Raw genomic sequence first — 23406 nt, 5'->3', positions numbered from 1 at the left:
CCAGCGTATGCGGTTCTGCCCGTGCGCCTGCGTAATCTGACGGTATGGAGGTCCTCTCCGCGGTCCGCGCCGAGCGCCGCGCACCGCTGCTGCAGATCGCGAAGTCCGCTGTCGCGATGATCGCTGCGTGGCTGATCTGCGGCTGGCTCATCCCGGATGGCCCTCCCCCGGTGTTCGCCGCGATCGCGGCGCTGCTGGTCGTGCAGCCGAGCCTGAATCAGTCGTATCTGAAGGCGATCGAGCGCAGTGCCGGCGTGGTGGTCGGCGTGATCGTCGCCTCCGGCATCGGCATGCTCGTCACCGACCCCGTCTGGTCGCTGCCGCTGTCGATCGTGCTCGCGCTCGGGGTGGCCTGGGTGGTCCGGATGACCGCAGGGACCACGAACCAGGTCGCGATCAGTGCTCTGCTGGTGATCGCGATGGGAGCTGCGACGCCGGGGTACGCGCTCGACCGCATCATCGAGACGGTGATCGGCGCGGCGCTCGGGTTCGTGGTGAACCTGGTGCTGGTGCCTCCCGTGGCGACCGTTCCGGCCCGCCGCGCCGTCGAGTCCCTCGGCGATGAGCTCGCCGCCACCCTCGAGCGCCTCGCGGACGCTCTCGAGCGACCGCAGACGCCCGCTCAGCTGACCGAGCTGATGGTGACCGCGCGGCTGCTGCGCCCCATGCGCGAGGCCGCGGACGCCGCGATCGAGGACGCGCGCGAGTCGCTCACACTCAATCCCCGCGGCGGCCGCCACCGCAGCAGATTCGACTCGGTCGTCGCCCTGCGCGACCGGTTCTCGCCGATCGTCACCCAGGTCGTCGGTATGACCCGTGCGTTCTACGACCGCTACGACGCGGCTGTGGCGGACGATGCCATCGTGCAGGACATCGCCGAGCAGCTCCGTCGCGCCGGCCACGACGTGCGCTTCCTCATCCGACGCGCCGACGCCGCTCCCGAGGCGCCGGTGACCGAGACGCTTCCCGCCCTGACTCGCCCCCTGCAGGTGCACAAGCCGAACGGCGACAACTGGATCCTCGTCGGCTCGCTCCTGGAGGACCTCCGCCGCGTGCACGACGAGCTGACAGAGGACGACCCGGAGTAGAGCTCTTCACGTCTCCGCCACGTCGTGCGCCGACCGCGGAGGAGCTGCGGGGAATCGAAGAGTTGTATCGGGCATCGGACCTGGGAGACTGGCGGCATGGGTGAGAATGCGGGGCGGCTGATGCTGCTCGACACAGCGGCGCTGTACTTCCGGGCGTTCTTCGGCGTCCCCGACAGGTTCCGCGCACCGGACGGCACGTCGGTGAACGCGGCACGGGGCCTCCTCGACATGATCGCCCGACTCACCGAGGCCTATGAGCCTGACCGCATCATCGCGTGCTGGGACGACGACTGGCGCCCGGCATGGCGCGTCGATCTGATCCCCACCTACAAGGAGCACCGCGTCGTCGAAGAGGTCGCTGGCGCTCCGGACGTGGAGGAGGCCCCGGATGCGCTGCGCGCCCAGGTGCCCGTCATCCGGGAGTATCTGGGCCTGCTCGGCATTCCCGTCGTCGGCGCGGCCGAACATGAGGCCGACGACGTCATCGGCACGCTCGCGACGCGCCACGAGCACGTCGACGTCGTCACGGGCGATCGCGACCTGTTCCAGCTCATCGACGACCCCGCAGATGTGCGCATCATCTACACAGCCCGCGGCATGAGCAATCTCGAAGTCGTCACCGGCGACGTCGTCGAGGCGAAGTACGGCATCACCGCCGGGCAGTACGCCGACTTCGCAACGATGCGCGGCGACGCCTCAGACGGCCTGCCAGGCGTGAAGGGCGTCGGCGACAAGACGGCAGCCGCACTGCTGCAGCAGCACGGCGACCTCGGGGCGATCCGGCAGGCCGCCGCGGCGGAGGCCGGGATGACGCCTGCCGTCGCGAAGAAGATCGTCGCCGCCGCCGATTACCTCGACGCCGCGCCGCGAGTCGTCGCGGTGGCTCGTGATCTCGACCTCGCGGAGCCTGTGCCGGGCGTGCCCGACCGCACGGCCGCCGAGGAGTTCGCCGAGCGCTGGGGCATCGAGTCGTCGATGCGACGCGCACTCGACGCGCTCGCGCAGGGAGCTCTCAACGACGCCGAAGGGCGATCAGCGCCGCCGCCAGCGACACGGTGAACAGCACCGCCAACCCGAGCGTGAACATCAGCGTCGCCGTCCAGGTGCCCGTCGCGTCGTGCAGAGACGCCGCGATCGGTGCCCCGAGTGTGCCCGCGACGTACGCGATTCCCTGAACCGTGGCTGATGCGGTCGCAGCCTCGGCGTCGGAGCGCACGGACCGCACCAGCACCGTGAACACCACCACGAAGCCGCCTGCCTGGGCGACGCCGCCGATCGACGCCCACAGCACATAGAGCTCCGGTGCGACGAGAAGCCCGACGGACAGCACGATCCACCCGACCGCCACCGTCATCGCGGGCACCACGATCGGGAAGAACCGCGCCAGCAGCGGCACCAGGAAGGCACCGGCGATCGCTGTCGCCTGAAACATCGACGCGAGCGCGCCGGCCGCCGTGGGCTGGGCACCCGTGAGGTCGGCCGCGATCGAAGGCAGCCATGTCGACAGCGCGTAGTAGCCGGCCGACTGCCCGGCGAAAGTGGCGGTGAGCAGCCAGACGACGGGATTGCGCAGGGCGCCGCGATTCCGTCCGACGACCGGCACCGGTCCGGTCATCGCGATCGATTCCTCCGTGCCGCGGCTCGCCGTCTGCGACGAGCGCGTGCCCTGTTCGACCCAGGAGACGCCGGGCAGACGATCGCGCACCAGATGCACGCCCCACAGCACGATGCCCGCGATGGTGAGGAAGCTCCACGCCACGAGCGCGAGCGGCCAACCGGTGCGATCGGCGATCGGCACGGTGGCGAGCGTCACCAGCAGCGACCCCAGGTTCATCATGGCCGCGTATGCCGCGGTGACTGTCGGCACGCTGCGGTCCGGCACATCGCGGCGGATGATCACGGGGATCACGACGTTGCCGATCGTGATCGTGGCCCCCATGATCGCCGTGCCGATCAGCATCGCAGTGAAGTTCGGTGCGGCACGGACGAGCGTGCCGATCACGACGCCGACAAGGCACACCAGCACGGCGATCTCCGGCCCCGCGCGGCGCACGACGAGCGAGGCAGCCGGCGTGGCGATCGCGAACATCGCCACGGCGACAGTCATCAGCATCGAACCCGACGTCGCATCGATCCCGAGATCCGCAACGATGTCGCGCAGCACGGGCGAGATCGCGAGAACGGGAGCACGCAGACTCAGCGCGGCGATCAGGACCCCGGCGACAACCAGCCAGGGGAAGGGACGACGGAGAGCGGGCGCTGCGCCCGTCACTGCGCCCCCGCAGCGCTCGACGCCTCGACCCACGCCGCCAGTCGCCCCTCGGCGCGGCCGTCGTCGATGGCCGCCGCGGCCTCGTCCTTCGCCTCTGCCAGCCGCTCGATCATGTTCCGCTGCGCCTGCGACGGGTCGCGGGAGAGCCGGTATGCCACAACGCCAGCCGCGGCGTTGAGCAGCACGATGTCGCGCACCGCCCCCTGCTCCCCTGCGAGGGTGCGACGCAGCACGTCAGCGTTGTGCGCCGCATCACCGCCTCGGAGGTCATCGACCTTCGCCGTCGGAATGCCCAAGTCGCGCGGATGCACGTCGAAGGCGTGCTCGTCGCCGTTCGAGATCTGCCAGATGCGGCTGTAGCCCGTCGTCGTGAGCTCGTCGAGCCCGTCCTCACCGCGGAACACCAGCGCCGTCGCGCCTCGCGTGCGGAACACGCCGGCGATCAGCGGCACGACATCCGGGTTCGCCACGCCGACGGCGTTCGCCTCCGCCCTGGCGGGGTTCACCAGCGGCCCGAGGAAGTTGAACACCGTCGGCACACCGAGTTCCGCACGCACGGGAGCGGCGTGCTTGAAGCCGGGGTGGAAGGCGGCGGCCCACGCGAAGGTGATGCCCGCGCGTCCCAGAACCTCGGCCACGCCCTCCGGTGACAGCCGCAGATCGACGCCGAGCTGGCTGAGGACGTCACTCGCCCCGGACTTCGAGCTGACGGCGCGGTTGCCGTGCTTGACAACCGGAATTCCGAGTGCGGCGATCACGATCGCCGCGGTGGATGAGATGTTGACGGTGCCGACGCGGTCGCCGCCGGTGCCGACGATGTCCAGCACGTTCGAGTCGACCGGGAGCGGCACGGCGGCATCGAGGATCGCGTCGCGGAAGCCGATGATCTCGCCGACGGCCTCCCCCTTCGCGCGCAGCGCCATCAGGAACCCGCCGAGCTGAGCGGGCGTCGCGTCGCCCTGCATGACCTGGCGCATGGCCCATGTCGCCTCGGAAACGCTCAGGTCACGTCCGTCCAGGACCGTCGTCAGAACATCCGACCACATGATCTCTTCAGCCATGCCACAAGCCTATCCGGCTGGATTCCCAGGCCATTGCAAGCGCCGACTAAGGTCCGCCTCAGTCGACTCAGGGCCGGGTCGTGCCATCAGCATGCCGATTCATCGGCCATAATGGTGGGGTGACATCCCCAGCTATGCATGCCCCGGCGCTGAAAGTGAAGCGACCCGAGCCCGTCGTTGTCGGCACGATCGTCTGGCTCGGAAGCGAAGTGATGTTCTTCGCTGGGCTGTTCGCGATCTACTTCACGCTCCGCAGCACCAGCCCTGAACTGTGGGAGCACGGCTCCAGCCTGCTCAACGTACCGTTCGCCCTCATCAACACGGTCATCCTGGTGCTGTCCAGTGTGACCTGCCAGATGGGCGTGTTCGCTGCCGAGAACGGCCGCCCGTTCCGCAGCGTCCAGGGCGGCAAGAAACGGCTCGGCATGGTCGAGTGGTACTGGATCACGTTCGCGCTCGGCGCCGTCTTCGTGAGCGGTCAGGTCTGGGAGTACGCGCAGCTGGTCGCAGAGGGCGTGTCGATCGGCACCGACTCCTACTCCGCAGCGTTCTTCCTGACGACCGGGTTCCACGCTCTGCACGTCACAGGCGGTCTGGTCGCCTTCCTGCTCACCATCGGCCGCGTCTACGCGGTGAAGAAGTTCCGGCAGAAGGAGGAGACCACGGCGATCGTGGTGTCCTACTACTGGCACTTCGTCGACGTGGTCTGGATCGCGCTGTTCCTGGTCATCTACTTCCTCAAGTAAGAGAGCGAGAGCTGAAGCATCACATGGCACTGTTCAAGAAAGGCCGCAGGACCGGCCGACGCAGCCCGCTCGCGACCGCCGCACTCATCGGCATCGGTCTGATCCTCTCCGGCGGCATCTATGCCGGCGCGTCAGCCGCCGTCGCGGCGACGAGCGAGACCGCACAGGTCGAATCCGCGCTCACGGTCGAGGACGGCCAGAAGCTGTTCCAGGCGAACTGCGCGACCTGTCACGGCATGGACCTCGAGGGCACGGACAACGGCCCGTCGCTGGCCGGTGTCGGCGAACTGTCCGTCGAGTTCCAGATGTCGACCGGTCGCATGCCGCTGCAGATGCAGGGGCCGCAGGCCGAGATGAAGGAGCCGCAGTTCACCGAGGACCAGATCCTCGCGGTATCCGCTTTCGTGCAGTCGGTCGCTCCCGGCCCGACCTACCCGGACGCCGAGCTCCTCGACGGTGAAGGCGATGTGGCAAAGGGCGCAGAGCTCTTCCGCATCAACTGCGCCATGTGCCACAACGTCGCAGCGGCGGGTGGTGCCCTCACCGAAGGCAAGTTCGCCCCGGACATCTACGAGACCTCGGGCCAGCACATCTACGCGGCCATGGTCACGGGCCCGCAGAACATGCCGGTCTTCAACGACATGAACATCACTCCGGAGGAGAAGCGCGACATCATCTCGGCGCTGCTCTACCAGCAGCAGGCTGAAGCCCCGGGCGGATTCACACTCGGCTCGCTCGGCCCCGTCTCCGAGGGCCTCTTCGTGTGGATCTTCGGCATCGGCGGTCTGATCGCAGCCACCGTGTGGATCACGGCGAAGTCCAACTGAGTCATGACGAACGAATCTACGAGGAGCACCATGGCACACGACGGTGGCACTGAGGCGGTGGAGGCGATCCAGTCCTCCTCCGGCCTGGCGGTCAACGTCTCAGACCCGGCGCAGAACCCGGGTCTGCCGCCCCACAGGCAGCGGATGACGGACAAGGACCCGAAGGCGGAGAAGCGCGCGGTCCGCACGGTCTACGCCCTGTTCTACCTCTCGGCTGCCGGCAGCCTGTGGGCGATGGCCGCCTACATGCTGTTCCCGATCGAGGACCAGGAGATGTCCTCGATCCGCGCCAACAACATGTTCATCGGGCTCGGAATCGCGCTTGCGCTGCTGTCGATCGGCATCGCGGCCATCCACTGGTCCAAGACGCTGATGAACGACAAGGAGTATGTCGAGGAGCGTCACGACACGCGCGGCACCGAGGAGACCCGCACCGCGGTCGTCGAGTCGTTCAGGACCGCCGACGATGAGTCGGGCTTCGGCCGTCGCAAGATGATCCGCAACTCGCTGTTCGTCGCGCTCGGCGCCTCGATCCTGCCGGGCATCACGCTCTTCCGCGGCCTCGCACCGCACGCGTCGCCCGACCACCCGGAGGCCGGCGACCCGGTCGCGCTGCTGCACCACACTCTGTGGGAAGAGGGCATCCGGCTCGCGCGCGATCCGGACGGCACTCCCATCAAGGCCTCAGAGGTCACCCTCGGCTCCGCGTTCCACGTCATCCCTGAGAGCCTCACGGAGCTCGACCACCACGACGGCAAGCTCAACGAGAAGGCCAAGGCGATGGTCCTGCTCGTGCGGCTGCTCCCTGAACAGCTGACGGAGCGCGAGGAGCGCAAGGACTGGTCGTACGACGGCATCGTCGCGTACTCCAAGGTCTGCACTCACGTCGGCTGCCCTGTCGCTCTCTACGAGCAGCAGACCCACCACCTTCTCTGCCCCTGCCACCAGTCGCAGTTCGACGTGTCGGACGAGGCGAAGGTCATCTTCGGCCCGGCCTCGCGCCCGCTGCCGCAGCTGCCCATCGCCGTCGACGACGAGGGATACCTCGTCGCGCGCAGCGACTTCGAAGAGCCCGTGGGCCCGACCTTCTGGGAGCGCCATTGAGTACCGCCACCGTTCACGAAGAGACGCGCAAGCCGGACGAGAAGCCGCTGGGCGGTCGCGTCGTCGGCGGCGTCGCCAACTACCTCGATGAGCGCACCAGCATGTCCGGCTTCGTCAAGGCGCTCGGGCGAAAGGTCTTCCCCGACCACTGGTCGTTCATGCTCGGCGAGATCGCGCTGTGGTCGTTCGTCGTGGTGCTGCTGTCCGGCACCTTCCTGACCTTCTTCTTCGACGCCTCAATGGCCGAGACGACCTACCACGGCGCGTACCCGCTGATGAACGGCGTCGAGATGTCGGCGGCGATGGAGTCGACCCTCGCCATCAGCTTCGATCTGCGAGGCGGACTGCTGGTCCGTCAGATGCACCACTGGGGCGCACTCGTGTTCGTCGCGGGCATCGGCGTGCACATGCTTCGCATCTTCTTCACCGGTGCGTTCCGCAAGCCGCGCGAGCTGAACTGGGTGATCGGCTTCGTCCTGTTCATCCTCGCGATGGCACTCGGGTTCACCGGCTACTCGCTCCCGGACGACGTCCTCTCGGGCAACGGTCTGCGCATCATCGACGGCATGATCAAGGCCTTCCCGCTGATCGGAACCTGGACCTCGTATCTGCTGTTCGGCGGCGAGTTCCCCGGTGACGCGATCGTGGGGCGCCTGTATGCGCTGCACATCCTGATCCTGCCGCTGATCCTGATCGCGCTCGTCGCACTGCACCTGCTGCTGATGATCGTCAACAAGCACACGCAGTTCGCCGGCCCCGGCCGTTCGAACAAGAACGTCGTCGGCTACCCGATGATGCCGGTGTACATGGCCAAGATGGGAGGGTTCTTCTTCATCGTCTTCGGCGCCATCGTCCTGATCGCCTCACTTGTGCAGATCAACCCGATCTGGAACTACGGCCCGTACGACCCCTCCCCGGTGTCCGCAGGTACCCAGCCCGACTGGTACATCGGCTTCGCCGACGGTGCGCTGCGTCTCGCACCGCCGCACTGGGACATCCATATCGGCGACTTCACGCTCGCGATGGGCGTTCTCGCGCCCGTGATCGTGCTCGGCCTGTTCATCGTGCTCGTTGCGATCTACCCCTTCATCGAGGGGTGGGTCACCGGCGACAAGCGCGAGCACCACATCGCCCAGCGCCCGCGCCACGCTCCGACTCGCACCGCGATCGGTGCCGCCGGCGTCTGGTTCTACGCCGTCCTGTGGGCCGCAGCCTCCTCGGACATCATCGCCACGCACTTCATGCTCACGATGGAAGGCGTCATCCACGGCCTGCAGGCCGCTCTGATCCTCGGCACGATCTTCGTGTACTGGATCACGAAGCGCATCTGCATCGCACTGCTGAAGAAGGATCGCGAGATCGTTCTTCACGGCTACGAGTCGGGCCGCATCGTGCGCCTGCCTGGCGGCGAGTTCCGTGAGGTGCACAAGCCTGTCGACGAGTACGAGCGCTGGAAGCTCATCCCGGACTCCGAGTACGAGCCCCTCATCGTGCGTCCGGATGACCAGGGCAGGATCCGCGGCAGCCAGAAGTTCCGTGCAGCGCTGTCGCGCTGGTTCTTCGAGGACCGGCTCGCCCCGCTCAGCCAGACGGAGCTCGAGCACGCCGACGAGCACCAGCACCACGCGCTGGCCGAGTACGGCGCAGACCCGACGGACACCCCGCAGTTCCGTCACGGTCAGCCCGAGATCACCGAAGGCGACGACAAGAAGTAGGTCGCAGCACAAAGGGCGCCCGTTCTCCTCCGAGAACGGGCGCCCTTCTTTGTGTCCTTGAGCAGAGTGCTTACGGCGTGGGCTCCGAATGCGCGTGATTATGTCCGTCGGCTCCGGAACCGCCCCTGTCGCACCGGACAGCAGAAAGGCGTCGACCCTCAGGAGAGAGTCGACGCCTTCGAAGCTGCGACGGTCAGTCGTCGGTGGGGCGCTTGCGCCAGCGGATGCCGGCGTTGATGAACGCGTCGATGTCGCCGTCGAAGACGTTGGAGGGGTTGCCCGATTCGTGTCCGGTGCGCAGGTCCTTGACGAGCTGCTGGCCGTAGAGGAAGTAGGAGCGCATCTGGTCGCCCCAGCTCGCCGTGATCGTTCCGGCGAGTTCCTTCTTCACGGCGGCCTCTTCCTCCTTCTGCAGAAGGAGGAGTCGGGTCTGGAGCAGTCGCATGGCGGCCGCGCGGTTCTGGATCTGCGACTTCTCGTTCTGCATCGAGATGACGATGCCGGTCGGCATATGCGTGATGCGCACGGCGGAGTCGGTCGTGTTGACGGACTGGCCGCCGGGCCCTGACGAGCGGAAGACGTCGACGCGGATGTCGTTCTCCGGGATGTCGACCTCCTGGGCCTCCTCCATCACCGGAATGACCTCGACGGCCGCGAACGATGTCTGACGCTTGTCAGCCGAACCGAAGGGGCTGATGCGCGCGAGACGATGCGTTCCTGCTTCGACCGAGAGCGTGCCGTAGACGTAGGGGGCGTCGATCTCGAACGTCGCCGACTTGATTCCTGCGCCCTCGGCATACGACGTGTCGAGCACCTTGGCGGAGTACCCGCGGCGCTCTGCCCAGCGCAGGTACATCCGCATCAGGATCTCGGCGAAGTCGGTGGCGTCGTCGCCGCCTGCGCCGGAGCGGATCGTCACGACCGCGCCGCGATTGTCGAATTCGCCGTCGAGCAGCGTCTGCACCTCGAGGTCGCTGATCGTCTTCTCCAGCGCAGTGAGTTCCCGCCGAGCCTCGTCTGCGGTCTCCGCGTCGTCCATCTCGACGGCGAGTTCGACCATGACCTCCAGGTCATCGATGCGCGACTCTGCCCGCTCGATCTTGCCCAGCTGCGCCTTGGAGTGGCTGAGGGCGCTGGTGACCTTCTGCGCGTTCTCCTGATCGCTCCACAGATCCGGATCCGCGGCCCGTTCCTCGAGGCGTCCGATCTCCGCGCGAAGGGCGTCGGGGTTCACAACCTCTCGGATGTTCGCGAACGTGGAGCGCAGCGCCTGAATCTCGGCGGACAGATCAAGTTCAATCATGGCTTCCCCAGCCTACCCCGCGATTCCGGCCACCGACGTTGCGCGCTCGGCCCCGTATCGGCTGCGGGTAGTGTGAGATCGGTGAGCGCCTCCGGAACGTCCTCCCCCGATCCGGACGGCCGTTCTATCCTGATCAGGTTCGCGCCCATGATCTACGGACCGACGGCGCTGTATTCCTTCGGACAGGGCGCCGTTCTCCCGTTGCTGCCCATCATCGCAGTCGATCTCGGCGCTTCCCTTGCTGTCGCCGCCCTCGCGCCCGCCGGCATCGTCGTCGGTCAGCTGTGCGGCAACATTCCCGCAGGGTGGTTGGTCTCGCGTGTGGGAGAGCGCCGCACGATGATGCTCGCCGCGCTCGGCTCGATTCTCGGCTGCGTCGTGATGCTGCTCGCACCGGTGTGGAGTGTGCTCGCTCTCGGCGCTCTGACCGTCGGCTTCTTCGCCGCGGCGTTCGCTCTCGCCAGGCACACGTTCATGACCACGCGCGTGCCGATTCGGTTCAGGGCGCGCGCGCTGGCCACACTCGGCGGCGCGTTCCGGCTGGGCGCGTTCTCCGGCCCGTTCGTCGCAGCCGGTCTGCTCGCGCTGTTCGGTGCCGAGCAGTCGAGCATCTGGTTCTTCGCGATCGTGCTGGTGTTCGTCGGTCTGCTCGTCACGTTCGGGCCTGACCCGGAGTCCCGCCTCTCACCGGGGCGAAACGGCACCCGCAGAGCCTCCCGAGAAGTCGAGGACACGGGCGAACCCGTCACCGGATCGATCACGGTACCGGAGCGCACGGGCGTGTGGCGGACGATGTGGCGGTATCGCGCCGTGCTGTCGCGGCTCGGTGCCGCGGCTGCGTGCCTTGCGGCTGTGCGCGCCGCTCGTCAGTCGGTGCTTCCGCTGTGGGGTGTCTCGATCGGTCTCGATTCGCAGACGATCGCTCTGGTCGTCGGCGTCGCCGGCGCGCTCGACTTCGCGCTGTTCTACGTCAGCGGCCACGTCACCGATCGCTTCGGACGACTGTGGGCCGTCGTTCCCTCCTCCCTCCTGATGGGTGCCGCACTGGTGTGCCTCTCGCTGACCCACGACCTCGACAGCGCCGCACTCTGGTTCGGCGTCTTCGCCATCGTCGTGGGCGTCGGCAACGGGCTCTCCAGCGGCATTCTGCTCACGCTGGGTGCCGACGTCGCACCTGCCGAGGATCCCGCGGCGTTCCTCGGATCGTGGCGCACGCTGTCCGACGCCGGCGGCGCGTCGACACCGCTGATCGTCTCGGGAATCACCGCAGTGGCATCGCTGTCCTTCGCCACCGCGATCGTCGGAGCGATCGGTCTGCTCGGTGCATTCGCGTTCGTGCGCTGGGTCCCGCGCTACGCGCCCGGCGACCGCGGTCCGGGCGCAGATGGAGCGTCCCCTTAGTTCAGCGCCGTGCGGCTCGTGGCCGTCGCTTCGATCTGAACGCCGCCCGGCACGAACGGCGAGACCAGGATCGGGTGCCAGACGTCGACCACCGTCACCCTGGCGGAGGCGCCGTCCGGCGTGCCAGAGGAGACCAGTTCCGCTCCCCCGCCCGACGCGGCGACGATCGCCGTTGCCTGTTCTGTCACCGACGCGTCGACGAGAACAGCGCGCGGCTCGTCTTCGACCACCTCGATCCGAAAACCGTCCGCGCCGGCGAGGGCGGCCGAGTCGGCGAGTGCGTCGAGTCGCTTCTCGGCGAGATAGAGAGACGTCGCATTCGCACAGACGACGATGACGGCGAGTGCCAGCAGCACGTATCCCAGCGTGAGCAGCAGCGTGCTGCCCTGCTCGTCTGGACCGACCCGGCGGTTCATTCGCCCGTCCAGTAGCGGGAGACCTTGTGCGCTGCCGTCGCTTCGACGGGGATGCTTGTGAGCGAGTCGAGGCCGAGAACGGAGGGGACGAACGGCAGATCTGTCTCCGCGCGAACGGTGAGCAGCACAATCGATCCCGCAGCCGGGCACGCGGTGGATTCGGGCAGGCAGCTCATCGACACATCGAGAGTCGCCGCGTCGATGTCGTACTGCTGGGCGACCTGCGCCACGATGGCTGCGGGGTCGGTGCCCGGCCCGCTGGCGATCGTGCGTGCCGAGAAGCGCGCCGCCGCCTCCACACCGAGCGTCTGCGACTGCACTGTGGCCAGGGCGATCACGAGATACGCGAGCGGTACGAGCATCAGCACGCCCACGGCGATGAATTCGAGGGACGCAGAGCCCCGTTCCGAAGCGGAGAGCGAGACGCGGTCATCATTCGAGCGATTCCAAAGGCGCATGCGCCGTCACCTCCAATCCGCTCGGCGCGCCGAGAAGGCCGACCAGCGGCAGCGTCGCCGTCACCGTGACGACTGCCGAGTCGACGCCGGAGACGACGGCCGTGCTCGCGCTGGCCTCGTGGCCGTACGCCTCACCGACCCCTCGGGTGATCAGCTCAGCGGCGCGGTCCGCCCCCGATCCCAGCTCAGTGTCAGCGAGGGCGGCGTGGTAGGCACCCTCCACCGCCGCGTCATGCGCGACGTTGCGCACATAGAGCGCGAACCCGAGTTGCAGCACGGCGAGGGTGAGGGTCGTGAGCAGGGCGCCGACGAGGATGAACTCCGTCACTGCTGAGCCCCGCTCCTCGAGCCGCACGCCGTCCACGGTGTCAGATCACGCCGACGCTCGAGATCGCGCGCTCGAACAGCGCCGACAGTGCGGGCCCCGCGAGCACCCAGATCGTCACCACAAGACCTGCTGTCATCAGCGTCACGAGTACCCAGCCAGGCACATCTCCCGCCTCGTCCTCGACGAGATGCGCGCGTTCCTGCGTTCCGTCCCAGTCCGTCATGTTCTTCTCCTTGAATCGTGTGCGTTCATCCGGATCACGTCCTCTCAGAGCCCCACTCGCAGCATGGTGATGCCGGGGACCAGCGCGAAGACGACGCTGAGCGGCAGGATCGCGAAGACCAGCACCACGAGCATGCCGATCTCGCGTTTTCCCGCCTGCTCGATCAGCGACCTCTTCGCTTCCTCGCGCGAATCGCTCGCCTGCGCCTGCAGCGCCTGCGCGAGGGGCGCGCCGCGATCGATCGCTGCCACCAGGTGGTCGACGGTGCGAGCGAGCGCGGGCACGTCGGCGCGACGGGCCAGATCCGTCAGCGCCAGCGCGAGCGGGGCACCGGTGCCGACATCGACGACCACGCGGCGCAGCTCCGCGGCGAGCTCCCCGCCTCCCAGATCGGACACCCGCCGGATGCTGTCCAGGATGCCCTCCCCCGCGGCGAGGCAGAGGGCGAGGAACTCCAGCACGGTCGGCAGCTCCTCCGCGATGCGAGCCGAGCGCGAGCGGGCCTTCGCGGTCAGCAGTGCGTCGCAGCCCAGCGCGCCCGTCGCGGCGCCCAGCAGCGGGAGCAGAATCGACGGCGGAGCGAAGCGTCCTGCCACCGCCAGCGCGACGACGATGAGCCCTCCGACCGCGCCGCCGACGAGACCCCACGCGAGCTGGCGCCCTCGAAACGCCGCGACGTCGCCGGAGAGGCCTGCGCGTTCGAGCCTGCGCGCGATCGTGTCCGTTCCTCCCCACAACGCGGACGCGCGCGTCTGTGCTGCCTGCCAGAGCATGTGCAGCACTCCGGCGAGCGCCGATCCCGGATCACTGGGCCCTCCGGCGAGCGTCGTGCCCGCCGGGTCCGTGACGTCGCGGATGTACGGGCCGATGCGGCGATCGAGGGGCGCCGCACCCCACCGAGGCATCACCGCGAGGAGCGTCCACAGGCCGGCGCCGAAGGCTCCTCCCAGCAGCACAGCGATGGCGATGGCCGTCCACACCGTCATGCGAACCACCGCTTCGGTTCCGGCAGGCGCCCCACGCGGATCATCAGACGGTAGGCGACGACCGAGACCACGGCGCCGACGACGATCACCACGATGCCGAGGCTGCTCGAGTACGCCTCAGCACCTTCCGGGCGGAGGGCGAGCATTCCGAGGATCGCCCACGGTGCGATCACGCCCAGCACGGCGGCGCCCTTCGTCCACGATTGGCGCGATTCGACCTCGCCGCGCACAGCGGCGTCGGCCCGTACGGATGCGGACAGCGCACGCAGCACGGGAACGAGCTCGGTGCCGCCGACCTGCCTCGACATCCGCAGCGTCTCGACGATCCGGTCGGCGAGCGGGTCGGCGAGGGCGGATTTCAGCCAATCCACGCTGGATTCGAAGTGCCCTGATGCGGCCAGGTCGCGTGCGAACTGCGCGAATGCGGGGCGCAGTGTGTGCGGCGCCGACTCCGCGAGGCTCGACACGGCATCCGGCAGCGCCATACCGGCGCGCACCGACGCGATCAGCAGGTCGCACACATCCGGCCAGAGCCCGCGTCGTGCCCGGATGAGCGAGGCGCGGCGGCCACGGAGCCAGACCACCGGAGCGAAACCGCCCGCGACCATGGCCAGTGCCGCAAGCACGGGGATCGTCGTGACCAGCCAGGCGATCGCCGCCGACACGATGCCCGCCGCAGCGCAGCCGAGGTACAGCACCCGCGGCGCCGTCCGCGGGAAGCCGGCCGACTCGAGCAGTCGGGCGGCAGAGGAGTCGTCTGACTGCCGCAGGGCGCGATCGCCGGGCGGCCACAGCCAAGGGGATGCGACCAGCAGCACCCCCGCTGCCAGCACGACGCCGAGCACGATCGTCATACCGCTGCGTCCCTCGGCATCGGTTCGCGCCGCATGTCCTCTGCTCCGTCCGCCCCGTACGGATGCACACCGCGCTGGGAACGTGCGGCCGGTCGCGGATGCCGACGCGGCGCCCGCCAGACGTGCTCGGTCTCGATTCGGTCGAGTCCGTGCTTCCCCGTCGGCGCGACGATCTCCGCGACGCGCCTCGACCCGTCGGCGAGACGCTCGCAGTGCACGACGAGGTCGACGCTCTGCGCGATCGCCGGCGCGATGAATTCGCGGTCGATGTTGCGCCCGGCCAGCAGCGGCAGCATCGCGAGCTTGCCGAGCGCGTCAGCAGCCGAGTTCGCGTGCACAGTGGTCGCACACGGCACGCCCGTGTTCAGGGCGAGCACCAGATCGAGCGCCTCGGCGTCGCGCACCTCGCCGACGACGATCCGGTCGGGCCTCATCCGGAGCGCCTCGCGCACGAGTCGGCGCAGAGTGATCTCCCCCGTGCCCTCCAGACTGGGCTGGCGCCCCTGCATGGCGACCAGGTCGGGTGCGTCGACGGCCAACTCGAAGGTCTCCTCGACGGTGACGATCCGATGCTCCGGCGGGCAGGCGTCGAGCAGCGCCGCGAGCATCGTGGTCTTCTCCACTTGGTGTGAATGACGCACCTGTCGAGTGGAGGTGTCGAGATGACGATGAGTGTGTTGGAGAGGCCGCGAGTGGGCGAGGCGGCCGCTGTCGCGGACCAGGTTCTGGTCTATCTGCGGATCAGTGAGGACAGGACTGGCGAGGAAGCCGGCGTCGAGCGCCAGCGAGATGACTGCCTGGCGCTGTGCGGTCGCCTCAGGCTGGACGTGGCTGCTGAGGACGTGTTCATGGATAACGATACGTCGGCGTATCTGAACAAGAAGCGCCCGGAGTTTGAGAAGATGCTGGCCCGTGTGCGGCAGGGGCCGTCGCGGGTCGTGGTGTGGCATGTTGATCGCCTCTACCGCCGTCCGCGCGAGTTGGAAGACCTTATCGACTTGGTGGAGTCGCATCCGATCCGCATCGAAGCGGTGATGGGTGGCGCGTTCGATCTGAACACGCACGAGGGTAGGCTGATGGCCCGTCAGCTCGTCGCGATGGCCGCATACGAGTCCGGGCACAAGGCTGATCGCATCCGCCGCGCGAACCGGCAGAAGGCTGAGCGTGGCGACTGGCATGGGGCGGCGAAGTTCGGTTACGGCACAGGCGGCGTGTTGATCCCGGAGCAGGCTGCGGTGATCCGTGAAATGGCCGACCGGTTCCTCGCGGGCCAATCGTTGCGGTCGATCACGGCCTGGCTGAACGAGGAGTCGGGGTTCCCTGCCCCGCAGGCGCACACGGGCAAGACGCTTGGGGTGTGGCATGCGACGACGGTGAAGTCGATCCTGGTGTCCGCGCGTATCTCGGGGCAGCGCGCCTATGAGCCGGCCCGGAAGGCCGGGGATGCTCCGGCGGGGCGCGAGATTCTGGGACCGGGGAACTGGAAGGCGATCATCACGCCGGAGGAGACGACGCGTATCAGGGCGATGCTCTCTCACCCGGACCGCCGGGTTGGCGCGTCCTCGATCAATCTGCTGTCCGCGATCGCGACGTGTGGGAAGTGCGCGTCGGGTTTGGTGTCGGGGAAGAACCGTCGCGGCCCGTCGGATGCGAAGCGCCGCTACTACCGGTGTATGCCGGTGCCCGGTCACCCGGAACGTGGCGGCTTGTCAGTCAGCGCTTCCGGACTGGAAGCCGTCGTGACCGAAGCGGTCATCGCCCGCCTGGCGGCGACCACTCTCCCCGCCGATGAAGGCAGGACCGGCGGCCAGGTGGCAGAGGCGATGAAGCGGATCATGGCCGCACGGCACCGGATGGAAGACCTCGCTCGCGACTACGGCTCCGGGCTGCTGGCCCGCAGCGAGTATCACGCGGGGCGTGTCGCAGCGCAGAACGCCGTCAGGGACGCGGAAACCACTCTCGGCACCCTGAACCGTGGTGACGCCCTCAAGGGGCTCCCTATCGGCGATGAGGCCGCTCTGCGGCAGGCTTGGGAAGAAGAGTGGACGGTCGGGCAGAAGCGGGCGATCCTGTCTGCGCTGATCGACACGCTCGTCGTGCGCCCCGATCCGAAGAGCGGATCGCGGTTCCGTCCCGAGCGGGTACAGCTGACTTTCAAAGCCTGACCCGGCGGCCTGGGGCACGGCGGCCAGCTCAGGCGGGGTGCGAGACGAGCGTGCGCAGCCTGTCCAGCGCCACGGGGTCGGTGACCGCGAAGGACACCCCGGACGCTTCGCACGCCTGCCGGGTCCATTCCTGAACGTCGAACCCTCCTGGCAGCGCAGACGATCGTGGCGTCGTGACCTCGCCCGAGGCGGGAGTGTCGGTGTGCGGTGCTGGGAGGTCGGGGGCGGTCACGGCAGTTCCCCGGTGGTCAGGTCGAGGCCGGCGTAGAACTCGTCCTCGGCCTGCCTGCGTGCTTGAACGTCGGCGAACACGAACTCCACGAAGTCCTCGTTGCGGTCGGTGATGATGATGTCTTCGACCGGTGCGGCAGGGGGCTCGCCGGGCCAGACGGTCTGCCGAGTGGGCCGGTCGCGGTCCAGTCGGGTGCCGCACGCGGCGACCCATTCGCGCAGCCGGCCGCGCGCTTCGGCGAAGTCGCGGTGCCACCCCAATGGTGCGGACCCGTTCTGCTCGGGATCGTAGGCGCACAGCCAGTGCAGGTGTAGGGCGGAGAGCTCCCAGACGAGTTCGGGGTGGCGGTGCCAGAACGGTGGCAGCACCGATGCGCCGAGCCCGTAGGTGCGGCGCATCCAGTTGATCCACTTGTTCAGTTCCAGCCACTCGACTTCGGCGGCGTCGGCGGTGAGCAGGTTCCAGTTGACTGGGTGCGGGGGCTCTGCGATCAGCGGCCCCTCGAAGCTCTCCTCCTGCCCCTCGGTGGAATCATCGTCAAGGGGCTCGGGGCCGGGTTCGGGCTGGTCTGTGGTGTCGGTCATGATGATCGCCTCACATCGCCAGCGCGGTCGTAGCGGTTCCCGTCGACCGCGGGGCGCTGAACTCCGCCGGTACCTCCCTGCTGCGGGTGATCTGCTCGGCCGCCGCGTCGCGGGTGGCGGTGTTCTCGTCGTGGGTGTGGCGGCGGCCGACTTTCCAGACCTCGAACTCGTGCCCGGTGATCGTCTTGCCGTCCTTCTCGTATCTCACGGGCCGGAACCGTCCTTCGGCGACGAACCCGACCCCCTTCGCGAGCAGCGCGGTCGCCTCTTCGGCGGCATCGCCGTAGGCGACGATGGGAACGTACTGGGTCGGCAGCTTCGTGTAGGTGCCATCGGGTTCCCGGCGCCCCTGCCGCTGACCGGCTCGGGCGTAGAACCGTGGCGTGCCGTCACTGGTCGGGTCCGTGTGCGGCGCCGTGGCGACATACCCCGCCAAAGACTGGTACGTGCGAATAGCCATCAGGCTGTCCTTCCTGACATCAACGGCCCCGAGCCGGGACCTCCATGCCAGGCAGGTGCACCCACCGTCTCCTACGAACGTCGCTGCAGCAACGCTTCGATGCCGGCCCTCGCGGCGCGCAGCTCGGCAGCATCCGCCCGATCCGTCCACAGGCGCAGCCTGGTCACGATCGGCGGTGCTGAGCGCAGCAGCACGAGCGCGGTCCCGAACGGCAGGGTGCGGATCGTGTCGGGCGGCATGATCGGCACCCGCCGGATGGAGCGTTGCGCGGTGCGGGAGCCGTGGTCCCCGACCGTGGTGGAGTCGGTCACCTCGTCACGTTCCCCGATGAGGGTGGTCAGGTCGTGCAGGTCCTTGGAGTTCGATGCCCCGCCGAGGATGATCTTGACGATGCTCGCGTCCCAGATCGCTCCGGCCGCGTTCTCCGACCACTTCTCCCGCGCCTGCGCGAGCGACTGCAGCACCGGCATCGTCGTGATCCCGGTGCCACCGCCTTCGGCCATCAGCGTCGGCAGCGACGGCAACGGGGCGAGGTTGCCGACCTCATCCAGCGCCAGCAGCAGCGGCGGGTCCAGACGGGCACCGGGACTGGTGGCAGCGATACGGCGGGCGGCTTCCACAAGGTCTTCCACGAACGCCGCCACCAACGCAGCGGAGTTGTTCGCCCCAGCACCGGTCGCGAGTAGATAGAGGGTGCCTTTGGCGCGGAGGAACGCTTCGGGATCGAAATCCTCACCCTCGCGAGGGGATACGGCATCGAGTACGCGCGGGTCTGCGAAGGCGGCGAGGGCAAGGGAGACGCCTTGCCAGATGGAGTCACGAGTGCGCGGGTCGGAATCGATCATCGCCTGCAGCGACTCCGCCCACCCGACGGCGGCCTGCGGGTTGGCGGTGAGGATCGCCACCGCATCCGCGGCGGCGGACGGATCAAGAGTCCACCGGAACAGCTCACCAGGCGGACGGTGATCGAGGGCGGCTGCATGGAGGAGGGCTTGGAGGGCGGTGCGGGTCTTGCCTTCCCAGAACCCGCCGCCCTCGACACCGCCGGCGGACAGGCCGGTGCCGGCGGCAAGCCCGGTGGCGCGGATCATCGCGGTCAGTGGGTCCTCGCACCCACGGATGGGCGACCACCTGAGGCCGGCGGGAACGCCTTCGGCCAGGTGCTGGGGATCGAACACGGCGACCGGGCCGAGCTTCTGCCGGACGGTGAGCGTGGCGGTGAGGTTGTCTGGCCGGGTCGATGTGGTAACGACCGCGCCGGGCGCGTCGAGGATCATGTTGATGACGACCCCTGCACCTTTCCCCGACCGGGGCGGGCCGAGCAGCAGGATCGAGTCTTCGACGGACGCCCACACGCCATGCCCGCGTGAGGCACCGATCCGGTATCCGATATCCTGCGGCTTCGGCTTGTCCAGCGAGGGGCGCAGGTGCCCGCCGCGACGCAGCAGCACGGGATCGGACGCGGCCCGTGCGACCTCGCTGCGGGTGGCGATCCCCGCGATCCGGTAGGGGTCGGCCTTCACCTGCCGTCCGTGGTCGCGGAAGAACCGCCACCCCCACCAGCCCAGCACTCCGGCCCCGGCGATCAGGACGCCGGCGGTGATCCAGTACGCCACCACGTTCAGCCCGTCCGCGTCGAGCGCGACCGCCGGGTTCCCAGGGTTCAGCAGCACCCCGAGGCCGGCTTCGCCACCCCCTGCGGGTTGTGCGGTTCCAGTGATCCACGCGGCGACCGAGCCGGCCGCCCGCAGGATGCCGGCGAGGATCGCCGCGCCGATGAGGACGCCGATGCCGAGGTTGCTGAGCTCGTCGCCAAGGGACCCGGCGGGCCGTGGGGTGCTCATTGCGGGTGCCCGATGGTGAGGGTGCCGGAGACGCGGCCGAGCAGGATCACATCGCGGGTCGGACTCGACTCGGCCTGCTCGGTGGTGAGCAGGCCGCGCATCGTCCCGTCTGGGGCGGCGTCGCCATGGGCGATGACCACAGCGATCGCCACGTCCTCGCCGGGCACGAACCCGTCCCCAGTGAGCGTGACGAGCTCCGGCATCGCCCGCGGGGGCGGCGGCTGTGGCACGGGCTCGGAGTCGGGGCGGGGGCGACGGCGTTTGCCGGGGGTGATGATGTCGGTGAACACCGTGCCATCCGCCTCGCGCACCTCGACGCGGACAGGCGACCGGTGCTGTTCGGTGAGCTGGTCGAGGACACGGGCGAAGTCCTCCCGCCGCCACGGCGGTGCGAACGGCTCCGGCTCATACAGTGCGCCGTCGACGGTGACGGTCATGCGCCCGTCCTCGACGACGACGATCACGACGTGCGGGAGCACCACTGGCATGGGGTTCTCCTGGTGCACGGGTTCGGGGGTGGAGCGCTTGTAGCGGGGGCGGTTCTTCATGATTCCTGCCGATCGGTCGGGATTCCCGAAGAACCGTCGAGATTCCTGAACTCACGGCTGTTCGATGTCATCCGGGTCGTGGTGTCGAACGCGGCTAGTTCGGCGGGGTGGAGCTGGTGCTGCACGATGAAGGAGCGGTCTTTGATTCGCCACAGTCCCTGCCCGGTGCCCAGGCCGGGAAGCAGCTTCTGCTCCGTCCCGGTGAGGCCGAGCGCGGTCGCGGTGGAGCCGAGCTGGTCGGCCTCCTGCCGGTACACGATCCTGGTCTCGGCGTTCGCCAGTAGTGACGAGGCGAGGGCGCGCATCGCGGAGCCTTGGTCGCCGACGTTGTCGAGGTCGGTGAGCTTGTGGAAGATGAGCATGTTCGCGATCCCGAAATGCCGTGCCAACCGCCATTGGGCGTCCATACGCCGCAACAGGGACGGGTAGGCCATGAGGCGCCAGGCCTCGTCGTAGATCACCCACCGTTGCCCGCCATTGGGGTCCGACAGTGCCGACTCCATCCACGCCGAGGAACAGGTCATCAGCACGCTGATGAGCGTCGAGTTCTCCGCGACTCGGCTGAGGTCGAGGGACACCATCGGCAGGGACGGGTCGAATCTGACGGTGGAGGGTCCGTCGAAGAGTCCTTGGAGGTCACCGGCCACGAGCCGGCGCAGCGCGTGGCCGACGAGCCGGCCGTCTTCCGCAAGGCGCCCGTCCTCGTCGTCAGTGTGGCTTGGGGTGAGGATGCGGTCGACGACCATCGGCAGGATCGGCACCTCCGCAGACCGCACCGCGTCTTTGAGGGCGAGGTCGATCGCGGTGTGCTCCAACGGCGTCAAGGTTCGGTCCAGCACGGTCTCCGCGAGCGCGCCGATGAGGTCCCGGCGGCGGGAGGCGACCTGCATCGCCCACTCCGCATCCGACACGGTGGATGGCCGGTGGCCCTCGTCCAGCGGGTTGAGACGGTTGGATAGTCCGTGCCCGAGGACGATAGCCCTCCCGCCGACCGCTTCCGCGACGGCGGTGTGCTCCCCTTTCGGGTCGCCGGGAACGTAGACGCGCCGCCCGAATGGCAGCGACCGCGTGTAGAGGGACTTGGCGAGGGAGGACTTGCCGGAGCCGACGATCCCGGCCAGCACCACGTTGGGGGCGGTGATGAGGCCACGCTGGTAGAGCACCCACGGGTCGTACACGAAACTGCCGCCGGAATAGAGGTCCTGCCCGACGAACACCCCCGCCGAGCCGAGACCCCCTTCGGCCAGGAACGGGTACTGCCCGGCGAGGGTCGCGGACGTGTCCTGATGCTTCGGGAGCCGCAACCGGCCCGGCGTTCGCAACGCTTTCGGGCCGGGCTCGCCGGCGGCAGGCAGGTAGCTCGTGTTCCGCCGCTCGGCTTGCTCGGCCTTCCACTTCGCTTTCGCTTCGGCCTTCTTCGCCTCCCGCGCGGACGTCTCGATGCGCGTCGCGGCCTGCCTGCGGGCTTTGCGGTGCTTGCGGCGCTCCCCTTCCGGGCCGACCAGAACCGCCGTATGCAGTTGGGACTCCTCGCCGGTCACAGCGCCCGTCCCTGCCCCGGAGAGACAGCACCAGGCTGGCGGGCGAACCAGTCCGGCGCGGCCTCAGCTCCCCGCGCGGCCCCCGCCACCGCACCAGCCGCTGCCCCTGCCCCGGTCGCGCGGCTCGTGGCGGTGGTCCCGTGCGCGGCCGCGACAGCACCGCGGCCGGCCGCCCTGCCCCCGGCCATGTTCAGCCGCGGAAACACAGCCGCGGGAGGTGTCATCGCCTCTGCGGTGAGGGTGGAGTCTGGTGGGGTGTGGTGTTCGCGCAGCAGGGAGGCGTAGCCGAAGTCGTGGTTGTAGGTGAGCACGTACCCGCCCTGCGTCACCGTCTGATCCAAGGCACCGGAGGGCAGATCGGTGTAGACGTATCCGTTCTCGAGCGCCGCGGAGGTGGTTTCGTCGCCGAAGTCCCATTGGGACAGGTGCTCGACCCCGGCATCGGGGCCATCGCGCTCGATCAGCTCCAGCACCTCCTCGGCGTCCGAGCCTTGGAGGAACACCACCCCCACCCACCGGCGCGGCGGCACCGGCTCCTCACCCAAGGTAGGGCGGGTCAGCGAAGCCAGCTCTCCGGTGCTTACCAGGGCGGCCTCGGCGACCCAGCCGGGGAACATCCCATCCGGGGCAGGATGGCCGCTGCTGTTCTGGTGTTGGGTTCCTGCCGCGCCGAGCAGAAGCGCGAGCTGCCGCAGTGCCTCATCTGGGGCGACGGGGGCACCGAACCCGGTGAACAGGTCCCGTCCCGAAAGGCTCTGCCCGGTGCCGGGGTTCTCGATCAGGTACCCGTATCGGTGATGGCGGCCCAGTGACTCATCGGGCCAGACGGTCAGCCGCAGGGCGCCGGCCTCAACGCTCGTGCGCCCGGCCCCAACGTCGGGCGGTTCCGGAGCTGGCTGCCACACGATCCGTCCGGAGCGCTCCATCGCCGCGTCCAGCCGATCCCGCACCTCGTGCAGCAGGGTCGCGGCCTGGTGGAGTTCGTCGGCGGCCGCCAGCGCCGAGGTCGCCCCTCCGCTCTGACTGCCGCCAGTGTTGTGGGCGCGTTCGCGGGCGTCGATGTGCGCGGCCGCGAGCTGATCGAGGACACGCATCATCGACCCCAGCCTGGCGGTGACCTCGCTCAGGGTCGGGTAGACCTCGACCGGGCGAGGGAAGCTCCGGGATGCGGCGGCAAGGCCCCGCAGCGCGGCGGAGGCTTCCATCGCGTCCTGAACCGGATCAGTGTGGGTAGGCATCGTCAGACTCCT

25 protein-coding genes are annotated in these 23406 nt (G+C 68.7%); 8 read left to right on the top strand and 17 right to left on the bottom strand.

Annotated elements, in window-relative coordinates:
- Positions 1–44: 44 nt before the first annotated feature.
- Positions 45–1088, top strand: coding sequence for an FUSC family protein (locus tag CIK77_RS05535; RefSeq protein WP_087054654.1), 1044 nt, complete (start codon positions 45–47; stop codon positions 1086–1088).
- 96 nt (positions 1089–1184) lie between these two features.
- Positions 1185–2147 carry a 5'-3' exonuclease gene (locus tag CIK77_RS05530; RefSeq protein ID WP_249268555.1) on the top strand — a complete coding sequence of 321 codons (963 nt, stop codon included), beginning with the start codon at positions 1185–1187 and terminating at the stop codon, positions 2145–2147.
- Here CIK77_RS05530 and CIK77_RS05525 read toward each other — a convergent pair.
- Entirely contained in the window at positions 2101–3360 is a 1260-nt protein-coding gene (locus CIK77_RS05525; RefSeq protein WP_170934104.1) for an MFS transporter, read from the bottom strand. The genes CIK77_RS05530 and CIK77_RS05525 overlap by 47 nt on opposite strands.
- The gene (trpD, locus tag CIK77_RS05520; protein WP_087054652.1) at positions 3357–4421 is read right to left on the bottom strand and encodes an anthranilate phosphoribosyltransferase; all 1065 of its coding nucleotides are present in this window, start codon (positions 4419–4421) and stop codon (positions 3357–3359) included. The genes CIK77_RS05525 and trpD overlap by 4 nt, the downstream gene beginning before the upstream one ends.
- 134 nt (positions 4422–4555) lie before the next feature.
- Between trpD and ctaE the strand changes: the two genes are divergently transcribed.
- From ctaE to qcrB, 4 genes are read left to right on the top strand one after another with little or no spacing between them, the layout of a single operon-like run.
- Positions 4556–5167 (top strand): aa3-type cytochrome oxidase subunit III, encoded by a 612-nt coding sequence (ctaE, locus tag CIK77_RS05515; RefSeq protein ID WP_087054651.1) that lies wholly within the window; start codon positions 4556–4558, stop codon positions 5165–5167.
- Positions 5168–5190: 23 nt separating this feature from the next.
- Positions 5191–5994 (top strand): cytochrome bc1 complex diheme cytochrome c subunit, encoded by an 804-nt coding sequence (qcrC, locus tag CIK77_RS05510; RefSeq protein WP_087054650.1) that lies wholly within the window; start codon positions 5191–5193, stop codon positions 5992–5994.
- A gap of 30 nt (positions 5995–6024) precedes the next feature.
- Entirely contained in the window at positions 6025–7098 is a 1074-nt protein-coding gene (gene qcrA / locus CIK77_RS05505) for a cytochrome bc1 complex Rieske iron-sulfur subunit (protein ID WP_087054649.1), read from the top strand.
- Positions 7095–8813, top strand: a complete 1719-nt coding sequence (gene qcrB / locus CIK77_RS05500) for a cytochrome bc1 complex cytochrome b subunit (RefSeq protein WP_249268554.1) — start codon at positions 7095–7097, stop codon at positions 8811–8813. The genes qcrA and qcrB overlap by 4 nt, the downstream gene beginning before the upstream one ends.
- A 193-nt stretch (positions 8814–9006) precedes the next feature.
- On the opposite strand, the gene prfB is transcribed toward qcrB, so the two are convergent.
- The gene (gene prfB / locus CIK77_RS05495) at positions 9007–10116 is read right to left on the bottom strand and encodes a peptide chain release factor 2 (RefSeq protein WP_087054648.1); all 1110 of its coding nucleotides are present in this window, start codon (positions 10114–10116) and stop codon (positions 9007–9009) included.
- A gap of 147 nt (positions 10117–10263) precedes the next feature.
- Between prfB and CIK77_RS05490 the strand changes: the two genes are divergently transcribed.
- Positions 10264–11517 (top strand): MFS transporter, encoded by a 1254-nt coding sequence (locus CIK77_RS05490; protein ID WP_087054647.1) that lies wholly within the window; start codon positions 10264–10266, stop codon positions 11515–11517.
- Here CIK77_RS05490 and CIK77_RS05485 read toward each other — a convergent pair.
- From CIK77_RS05485 to CIK77_RS05455, 7 genes are read right to left on the bottom strand one after another with little or no spacing between them, the layout of a single operon-like run.
- The gene (locus CIK77_RS05485) at positions 11514–11933 is read right to left on the bottom strand and encodes a pilus assembly protein TadG-related protein (RefSeq protein WP_087054646.1); all 420 of its coding nucleotides are present in this window, start codon (positions 11931–11933) and stop codon (positions 11514–11516) included. The two genes, CIK77_RS05490 and CIK77_RS05485, sit on opposite strands and share 4 nt — an antisense overlap.
- Positions 11930–12391 carry a hypothetical protein gene (locus tag CIK77_RS05480; protein WP_087054645.1) on the bottom strand — a complete coding sequence of 154 codons (462 nt, stop codon included), beginning with the start codon at positions 12389–12391 and terminating at the stop codon, positions 11930–11932. The genes CIK77_RS05485 and CIK77_RS05480 overlap by 4 nt, the downstream gene beginning before the upstream one ends.
- Positions 12366–12719, bottom strand: coding sequence for a TadE/TadG family type IV pilus assembly protein (locus tag CIK77_RS05475; protein WP_249268553.1), 354 nt, complete (start codon positions 12717–12719; stop codon positions 12366–12368). The genes CIK77_RS05480 and CIK77_RS05475 overlap by 26 nt, the downstream gene beginning before the upstream one ends.
- A 40-nt stretch (positions 12720–12759) precedes the next feature.
- Positions 12760–12942, bottom strand: a complete 183-nt coding sequence (locus CIK77_RS05470) for a hypothetical protein (protein ID WP_087054643.1) — start codon at positions 12940–12942, stop codon at positions 12760–12762.
- Positions 12943–12986: 44 nt separating this feature from the next.
- Entirely contained in the window at positions 12987–13928 is a 942-nt protein-coding gene (locus CIK77_RS05465) for a type II secretion system F family protein (RefSeq protein ID WP_087054642.1), read from the bottom strand.
- Positions 13925–14782 (bottom strand): type II secretion system F family protein, encoded by an 858-nt coding sequence (locus tag CIK77_RS05460; protein ID WP_087054641.1) that lies wholly within the window; start codon positions 14780–14782, stop codon positions 13925–13927. Before CIK77_RS05460 ends, CIK77_RS05465 begins: the two co-directional genes overlap by 4 nt.
- Positions 14779–15423, bottom strand: a complete 645-nt coding sequence (locus CIK77_RS05455; RefSeq protein ID WP_442923129.1) for an ATPase, T2SS/T4P/T4SS family — start codon at positions 15421–15423, stop codon at positions 14779–14781. The genes CIK77_RS05460 and CIK77_RS05455 overlap by 4 nt, the downstream gene beginning before the upstream one ends.
- A 21-nt stretch (positions 15424–15444) precedes the next feature.
- Between CIK77_RS05455 and CIK77_RS05450 the strand changes: the two genes are divergently transcribed.
- Positions 15445–16947, top strand: coding sequence for a recombinase family protein (locus CIK77_RS05450; protein ID WP_212647473.1), 1503 nt, complete (start codon positions 15445–15447; stop codon positions 16945–16947).
- Positions 16948–16975: 28 nt separating this feature from the next.
- Here CIK77_RS05450 and CIK77_RS05445 read toward each other — a convergent pair whose 3' ends face one another.
- From CIK77_RS05445 to CIK77_RS05415, 7 genes are all read right to left on the bottom strand, one after another.
- Positions 16976–17179: a hypothetical protein gene (locus CIK77_RS05445; RefSeq protein ID WP_087054638.1), complete on the bottom strand. Its 204-nt coding sequence runs from the start codon at positions 17177–17179 to the stop codon at positions 16976–16978.
- Entirely contained in the window at positions 17176–17763 is a 588-nt protein-coding gene (locus CIK77_RS05440; RefSeq protein WP_087054637.1) for a hypothetical protein, read from the bottom strand. The genes CIK77_RS05445 and CIK77_RS05440 overlap by 4 nt, the downstream gene beginning before the upstream one ends.
- A 10-nt stretch (positions 17764–17773) precedes the next feature.
- On the bottom strand, positions 17774–18223 hold the full coding sequence (locus tag CIK77_RS05435) for a single-stranded DNA-binding protein (RefSeq protein ID WP_114347213.1): 450 nt from the start codon (positions 18221–18223) through the stop codon (positions 17774–17776).
- Between the two features lie 71 nt (positions 18224–18294).
- Positions 18295–20067 carry a type IV secretory system conjugative DNA transfer family protein gene (locus tag CIK77_RS05430; protein WP_087054635.1) on the bottom strand — a complete coding sequence of 591 codons (1773 nt, stop codon included), beginning with the start codon at positions 20065–20067 and terminating at the stop codon, positions 18295–18297.
- Positions 20064–20615, bottom strand: a complete 552-nt coding sequence (locus CIK77_RS05425; protein ID WP_249268552.1) for a hypothetical protein — start codon at positions 20613–20615, stop codon at positions 20064–20066. The genes CIK77_RS05430 and CIK77_RS05425 overlap by 4 nt, the downstream gene beginning before the upstream one ends.
- Complete coding sequence (locus CIK77_RS05420; protein ID WP_087054634.1) at positions 20612–22156, bottom strand: ATP-binding protein; 1545 nt, start codon at positions 22154–22156, stop codon at positions 20612–20614. Before CIK77_RS05420 ends, CIK77_RS05425 begins: the two co-directional genes overlap by 4 nt.
- Positions 22153–23394 carry a hypothetical protein gene (locus CIK77_RS05415; protein WP_140403518.1) on the bottom strand — a complete coding sequence of 414 codons (1242 nt, stop codon included), beginning with the start codon at positions 23392–23394 and terminating at the stop codon, positions 22153–22155. Before CIK77_RS05415 ends, CIK77_RS05420 begins: the two co-directional genes overlap by 4 nt.
- Positions 23395–23406 lie beyond the last annotated feature (12 nt).

Source organism: Microbacterium sp. JB110 (genome assembly GCF_003335195.1).
GTDB lineage: Bacteria > Actinomycetota > Actinomycetes > Actinomycetales > Microbacteriaceae > Microbacterium.
Note: the sequence above shows the minus strand (reverse complement) of the source record. Positions and strands in the feature narration are given on the sequence as shown.

Coding starts and splice junctions, on each gene's coding strand:
- CIK77_RS05440 (WP_087054637.1), bottom strand. CDS start 17,763: ATGACCGACACCACAGACCAGCCCGAACCCGGCCCCGAGCCCCTTGAC.
- prfB (WP_087054648.1), bottom strand. CDS start 10,116: ATGATTGAACTTGATCTGTCCGCCGAGATTCAGGCGCTGCGCTCCACG.
- CIK77_RS05430 (WP_087054635.1), bottom strand. CDS start 20,067: ATGAGCACCCCACGGCCCGCCGGGTCCCTTGGCGACGAGCTCAGCAAC.
- qcrA (WP_087054649.1), top strand. CDS start 6,025: ATGGCACACGACGGTGGCACTGAGGCGGTGGAGGCGATCCAGTCCTCC.
- CIK77_RS05535 (WP_087054654.1), top strand. CDS start 45: ATGGAGGTCCTCTCCGCGGTCCGCGCCGAGCGCCGCGCACCGCTGCTG.
- CIK77_RS05450 (WP_212647473.1), top strand. CDS start 15,445: ATGACGATGAGTGTGTTGGAGAGGCCGCGAGTGGGCGAGGCGGCCGCT.
- CIK77_RS05470 (WP_087054643.1), bottom strand. CDS start 12,942: ATGACGGACTGGGACGGAACGCAGGAACGCGCGCATCTCGTCGAGGAC.
- CIK77_RS05435 (WP_114347213.1), bottom strand. CDS start 18,223: ATGGCTATTCGCACGTACCAGTCTTTGGCGGGGTATGTCGCCACGGCG.
- CIK77_RS05415 (WP_140403518.1), bottom strand. CDS start 23,394: ATGCCTACCCACACTGATCCGGTTCAGGACGCGATGGAAGCCTCCGCC.
- CIK77_RS05465 (WP_087054642.1), bottom strand. CDS start 13,928: ATGACGGTGTGGACGGCCATCGCCATCGCTGTGCTGCTGGGAGGAGCC.
- CIK77_RS05460 (WP_087054641.1), bottom strand. CDS start 14,782: ATGACGATCGTGCTCGGCGTCGTGCTGGCAGCGGGGGTGCTGCTGGTC.
- CIK77_RS05480 (WP_087054645.1), bottom strand. CDS start 12,391: ATGCGCCTTTGGAATCGCTCGAATGATGACCGCGTCTCGCTCTCCGCT.
- CIK77_RS05530 (WP_249268555.1), top strand. CDS start 1,185: ATGGGTGAGAATGCGGGGCGGCTGATGCTGCTCGACACAGCGGCGCTG.
- CIK77_RS05490 (WP_087054647.1), top strand. CDS start 10,264: ATGATCTACGGACCGACGGCGCTGTATTCCTTCGGACAGGGCGCCGTT.
- CIK77_RS05425 (WP_249268552.1), bottom strand. CDS start 20,615: ATGAAGAACCGCCCCCGCTACAAGCGCTCCACCCCCGAACCCGTGCAC.
- trpD (WP_087054652.1), bottom strand. CDS start 4,421: ATGGCTGAAGAGATCATGTGGTCGGATGTTCTGACGACGGTCCTGGAC.
- CIK77_RS05485 (WP_087054646.1), bottom strand. CDS start 11,933: ATGAACCGCCGGGTCGGTCCAGACGAGCAGGGCAGCACGCTGCTGCTC.
- qcrC (WP_087054650.1), top strand. CDS start 5,191: ATGGCACTGTTCAAGAAAGGCCGCAGGACCGGCCGACGCAGCCCGCTC.
- ctaE (WP_087054651.1), top strand. CDS start 4,556: ATGCATGCCCCGGCGCTGAAAGTGAAGCGACCCGAGCCCGTCGTTGTC.